The organism is Terrisporobacter sp., assembly GCF_017888745.1.
Classification (GTDB): Bacteria; Bacillota; Clostridia; order Peptostreptococcales; family Peptostreptococcaceae; genus Terrisporobacter.
Genome location: NZ_JAGHFM010000254.1, coordinates 1 through 5779 on the forward strand (window position 1 = coordinate 1; position 5779 = coordinate 5779).

Consider the following 5779-nt stretch of genomic DNA (forward strand, 5'->3'; position numbering starts at 1 on the left):
AGGTGTACTTGACATGCGATTAAATTAAAACTACATTCAAATTAAGGCATGGATAATTAATTTTCATATCCACGCCTTAATAATTTTATCATAGAAAGCTATTTACAGAAAAAAATTCACAGTCTCTGATTTAGTTGAATTTGAAATTTGCTCAATATTTAAATTTATAATTCAACATATATAAATAAAAACTATCTATTTTGAAATAGATAGTTTTTATTATGAAATTAATCCAATATTCTTCTAGGAATTGTATATTTAATATCACTTTCGATTTGTTCTAATGTCCTATTATTTTTAGGATCAACAAACATACAAGTATATCCATCCTTACCAGCTCTACCAGTTCTTCCTATACGATGAATATAGTCTTCACTAGTTTCTGGAATATCATAATTATAAATATGAGTTATACCTGTAATATCTAGACCTCTAGAAGCCACATCCGTAGCTATTAAGTATTGAATATCTGCTTTTCTAAAAGATTTCATTATTCTTTCACGTTTTGATTGAGATATATCACTATGTAATTTTTCACAGTTATATCCATCAATAGAAAGGGCTTCTTCTAAAGCATCAACTCTTCTTTTAGTTCTACAGAAAATTATAGCCATAAAAGGATTATCTTCATTTAATACTTTACATAATGCATCTTTTTTATGTCTATCTGTAGTCTCAACTACTTCTTGTCTTATAGTATCTAAAGTTATTTCTTTACTTTTTATAGTTATTTCTACAGGATCTTTTGTATGTCTATATGCAAGTTTCTTCACATCTGAATCTAGAGTGGCTGAGAAACATAATGTTTGACGTTTCTTATTAGTTTCTTTAATAATTGCTTCCATTTCATTTTTGAATCCCATAAGAAGCATTTGATCAGCTTCATCAATTACAAGTGTTTTTAATTTACTTAGATTTATAGATTCTCTATCTAAATGGTCTAAAAGTCTACCTGGAGTAGCAATAACTAAATGTATATTTCTTTTTAGCTTATTTAATTGAGATTTTATATCTTTACCACCATAAGCAGCTAATATATTAATATTTTTAGCATTATTAAGTTTTTGTGCAGCTTCACTTATTTGTATAGCTAACTCTCTAGTAGGTGTAATAATAAGTCCTTGAATATTATTTTCTTTTGGATTAATGTTTTCAAACATAGGCACTAGAAAAGCAAATGTTTTACCAGTTCCTGTTTGAGATTGTGCAATAATATCTTTTTTATTTATAACTAAAGGAATACTTTCTTCTTGTATAGGTGTTGGAGTATTTATACCAATTCGACTAAGTTCTTTTACTAAGTCACCGCTTATACCTAAATCTTTAAAATTCATGTTTTTGACCTCTCTCTATAAATTATAGCTTCCATAACTTTGAGCAACGTATATATCTAAAATATTTTTAAGTATAGTACCTTAAATCTGTAACGAATATATATAACTCCATATATTAATTGTTTCAGTAATACATAGCTCATGGGAAGGGATTTTTTACATTTTATATTTAATTATAATACCATAACAGAAGAATAAATTATATCTCAATATAAATTTATTATACTTATTTATATTATTTGACCAAGAATAACCTCTTAATTCATTGAAAAACTAAATATTAATATGAAAATTAAAATAAAAGGTTGAAAAATGAATTAATTTTGATAACGTATCTGCTTTTAAAATACAAGGAATTTCATTATAAATAAAGAAATTATTTTATATTCAGAAAAAATAATAGATAGAGGTGTAATTAAATGGGATTATTTAAAACAAAATCACAAGATGATTGGAAGGTTAATTATATTAGAGAATTTAATGAAATGAGAGACTCCTATGAGGACAAATTGCAGAAGAAACAAATGGAAATAGAAGATTTAAAGAAACAAGTTGAGGAATTGAAGTCAATAAAAAGTAATTTGAAACCAAAAGAAAAACAAATAAAAGATTCAGATATTGAGTATATCAAAGAGTTAAGAAACGAGGGACTAAGTTATAGAGAAATTTCTAAGAAAACTTCTTGGAGTAAAGCTACTGTTTGTCGAGTTTTAAATGGTTTATACGACTAAATAATATAACTTTATAATGTCATATATTGTAATTACTGTGTTATAATGAATTTATATAAAATAAAATGTAGGTGATACAATTGAATCTAAACGAAAGTAAAGCTAGATTAGTTAAGAAAGAGTATATTTTAGATGTTATTATTTTATTAGTTATAACACAGATATTTAGGGTAGTTATTAAATATGTATTTCTAAGTCAATTAAATTTAACATTAGAAAATATAAATATTGCTAATATAATATCTATAATGCTTGTTGGAATAAGTTTATCTATGTTTCTTCGAGGAAGTGATTTATTTAATCCAGCAGGTCAGAGATTAATAAAGCTTAATAATAGGTATACTAATAAAAATATAAGAATTATTTTAGGAATAGTGACACTAATTTCATTAATATTAAATATTTGCCTAGATGGTGGATTTATCAAATCAAATTTGATAATAATGACTTTATTTATGATAGCTCAACCAATTTTTGAAGAAGTTATTTTTAGAGAATATTTATGGAATTATATAGGATGTTTTCTAAAGGATGAAAAAAGAATATTAGCTATAATAAGTATATTATCAGCAATATTTCAAATAGGATATTGGGATATTGTAAGTCAAAACATAAGTGTAGTAGGTAGTTCATTTTATACGGTAGATGTAGTCTTATCAAGAGTATTGTTTAATTTTATATTAGCTTTTATACTTGGTATAGTTAAGATAAAATATAAAGATACTCATTTATGTATATTTGTTCATAGTTTAGCCAATATATTTTTTATAAAATAAGTATAAAAACAAAGAATAACAAAAATGACTTGATAAAATAATAAGTAAAGATATAATTATTATTATGAGTTAGCTTATACTTATAGATTTCTTATAAATGTAAAATAAATAAGAAACTATTGTAATATCTGTGATAATTAGATATTATTAGAGAGCTCATAAGCTCTCTTTTTTGATTAGAGACGAAAGGAAGATAACAATGGATCAATTAAAAGAATATAGAAATCGAATAGATGAAATAGATAAAAAAATAACTGAATTATTTGAACAGCGTATGGATTTATCTAAAGAAATAGCTAGATGTAAAAAAGAAAATGAAATAGGTATTTTAAATGCTAAAAGAGAAGAAGAAGTTATACAAAAAAATTTATCTCATTTAAATAATAAAGAATATAGATTTGTTTTAGAAGGATTCTTTAGAAATTTAATGAATTTAAGTAAATTAATACAAGATGAGGAAAATCGCCACTAATTAGAGGAGGACACTATGATTGTAGTAATGGACAGAAACTACACTAGTAATGATGTTGAACGAGTAGTAAGTTATATAAAAGAAAAAAATTTAGAAGTAACTATTTCTAAAGGGAAAGATTCTTGTATTATAGGAATATTAGGAAATACATCAACATTGGATTTACAAGAATTATATAGGATTAAATCAGTAAAAGATATTAAAAAAATAAAGGAACCTTTTAAAAAGTCAAATAGATTATTTCATCCTGAAGATACTATTATAAATATAAATGGAAATAAAATTGGTGGTGGAAATTTAGGAATTATTGCAGGACCATGTGCAGTAGAAAATGAAGAGCAAATTGTTGAAATAGCTAAGAAAGTTAAATTATCAGGAGCTAATTTCTTAAGAGGTGGTGCTTTTAAACCAAGAACTTCACCATATAGTTTTCAAGGTTTAGAATTAGATGGACTTAAATTGATGCAAATTGCTAAACAAGAAACAGGTTTATCAATTGTTTCTGAGTTAATGTCTATTAGCTATTTAGATGAGTTTATAGAACTAGTAGATGTAATTCAAATTGGTGCAAGAAATATGCAAAACTACGACTTGTTAAAACAAGTAGGAAAAACAGGTAAACCTATCATATTAAAAAGAGGACTATCTTCTACTATAGAAGAGTGGTTGTTAAGTGCAGAACATATAATGGCAGGTGGAAATGAAAATGTAATTTTATGTGAAAGAGGAATAAGAACTTTTGAAACATATACAAGAAATACATTAGACTTAAGCGCTATTCCTGTGGTAAAAAAATATTCGCATTTACCAGTAATAGTAGACCCAAGTCATGGAACAGGAAGTAGTGAATATGTTGAATCTATGTCGATGGCAGCAACAGTAGCTGGTTGTGATGGGCTTATGATAGAGGTCCATAATAACCCGGCACAAGCTTTATCTGATGGTCAACAATCTGTCACTCCAGAACAATTTGATGAAATTATGAAAAAAATTAATCTTCTACAGCAAGTTAAATGTAATTTTAGATAATAAAAAAGGAGCATTAAGCTCCTTTTTATACTATTTATATTATTTATATTATTGATATTAAATCTTGTGGAGTATCAATAACATAATTAGCTCCTAATTTTTGTAGTAAAGACTTACCTCTAAATCCCCAAGCAACACCAACAGATTTTATGTTTGCATTTTGTGCAGTTTTAATATCTACTTCACTATCACCAATATATAAACAATTTTCTTTAGATGCTCCAAGTTTATCTATTGCAGCTAAGACAGTATCTGGATATGGTTTTTTTCTCATTTCTGGAGACTTACCTATTGCTACATCTATATAATCAGAAAAATAATGATTATTTAAATCAGTAACTCCCTCTTGAAATTTATTTGATACTATTGCCATATTATAATTATTTTTCTTCAAGTATTCTAATAAACCTATTATCCCATCATATGGTCTAGTTTCATTTCTCATATTTTCAGAATAATGTTTTTTAAAAATAAGTAGGCATTTTGCAAACTGATCATAAGAAGTTTTTTCTGGAACTGAAAGTTCAATTAATTTTTCAACTCCATTACCAACAAAAGAACAAATCTCCTCAGAACTTCTAGTTGGAAAATTTAATTTGTGTAAAGCGTAATTTACACTATTAGTTAAGTCATCTAAAGTATTTAGAAGAGTACCATCTAAATCAAATATCAATGTGTTGTAACTCATAATAAATCCCCTTATCTCTAATAAGTTATTTTATATAAGGTACCAAAAAAATTTTATTGGCCTATATAAGCTACTAAGTTTAAATTTATTAAATTACGTTATATTTATAAATAAAAATAAATATTTTTTCTTCAAATTAAAATAATAAAATTAAGATAAATATTATTTTAGGAGAGAAAAATGAAAAATAATAAAAAAATTCTTAGTATTTTGTTGTCTATTATTATTATAGTATTTTTTCCTATAATGTCTATTTGTAGGGACAATAAAAATTATTTTTTAAGTTGTGAAAACGATAACTTATGGTGTGAGTGGTGTGAAAATTGGCAAGAAAAGAAAGATGATAAAAATATTATATGCTTAACGCCTGGAGAGAATGAAAGTACAATTAACTTTTCTTGGTATAGTAAAAAAAGTGATGCAACTAATAAAATAAAAGTATACGATTATGATGGAAATGAACAAATTATTACTGCTAAAAGTATAAATATGGAGTCAGGACTTATAAGTAATAAAGCTGAAGCTAAGAATCTTAAACCAAACACTACATATTATTATAGTTATACAATTGATGGATATTGGACAGACCCTGTGCTTTTTAAAACAAAGTCTAAAGATAATTTTAGCTTTGCTTTTATGGGGGATCCACAAATAGGAGCATCATATAAATATAAAAAGAGAAATTCTTATGAAGAAGCTATTAAAGAAGATTCTTATAATTGGAATGAAGTAATAAAAAAATCTTTAGA

At 25.4% G+C, this 5779-nt stretch carries 7 protein-coding genes; 5 read left to right on the forward strand and 2 right to left on the reverse strand.

Going from position 1 to position 5779, the window contains the following annotated elements:
• Window positions 1-227: 227 nt before the first annotated feature.
• Entirely contained in the window at window positions 228-1334 is a 1107-nt protein-coding gene (locus J7G74_RS11545; protein WP_297135475.1) for a DEAD/DEAH box helicase, read from the reverse strand.
• Between the two features lie 419 nt (window positions 1335-1753).
• Here J7G74_RS11545 and J7G74_RS11550 point away from each other — a divergent pair, with 419 nt between their 5' ends.
• The 4 genes from J7G74_RS11550 to aroF all read left to right on the forward strand — a co-directional run bounded on the left by J7G74_RS11550 (window position 1754) and on the right by aroF (window position 4342).
• Entirely contained in the window at window positions 1754-2065 is a 312-nt protein-coding gene (locus J7G74_RS11550) for a helix-turn-helix domain-containing protein (RefSeq protein ID WP_297135477.1), read from the forward strand.
• Window positions 2066-2136: 71 nt separating this feature from the next.
• Window positions 2137-2841, forward strand: coding sequence for a CPBP family intramembrane glutamic endopeptidase (locus J7G74_RS11555; RefSeq protein WP_443081656.1), 705 nt, complete (start codon window positions 2137-2139; stop codon window positions 2839-2841).
• 199 nt (window positions 2842-3040) lie between these two features.
• Window positions 3041-3313, forward strand: coding sequence for a chorismate mutase (locus tag J7G74_RS11560; RefSeq protein ID WP_297135483.1), 273 nt, complete (start codon window positions 3041-3043; stop codon window positions 3311-3313).
• 15 nt (window positions 3314-3328) lie between these two features.
• Window positions 3329-4342 carry a 3-deoxy-7-phosphoheptulonate synthase gene (gene aroF / locus J7G74_RS11565; RefSeq protein WP_297135486.1) on the forward strand — a complete coding sequence of 338 codons (1014 nt, stop codon included), beginning with the start codon at window positions 3329-3331 and terminating at the stop codon, window positions 4340-4342.
• A gap of 43 nt (window positions 4343-4385) precedes the next feature.
• Here the strand turns inward: aroF and J7G74_RS11570 are convergent, their stop codons facing one another.
• Window positions 4386-5030, reverse strand: coding sequence for an HAD family hydrolase (locus J7G74_RS11570; RefSeq protein ID WP_297135488.1), 645 nt, complete (start codon window positions 5028-5030; stop codon window positions 4386-4388).
• 180 nt (window positions 5031-5210) lie between these two features.
• Here J7G74_RS11570 and J7G74_RS11575 point away from each other — a divergent pair.
• Window positions 5211-5779 (forward strand): fibronectin type III domain-containing protein (locus J7G74_RS11575; RefSeq protein ID WP_297135491.1); only part of this gene is annotated, 569 nt, incomplete at its 3' end.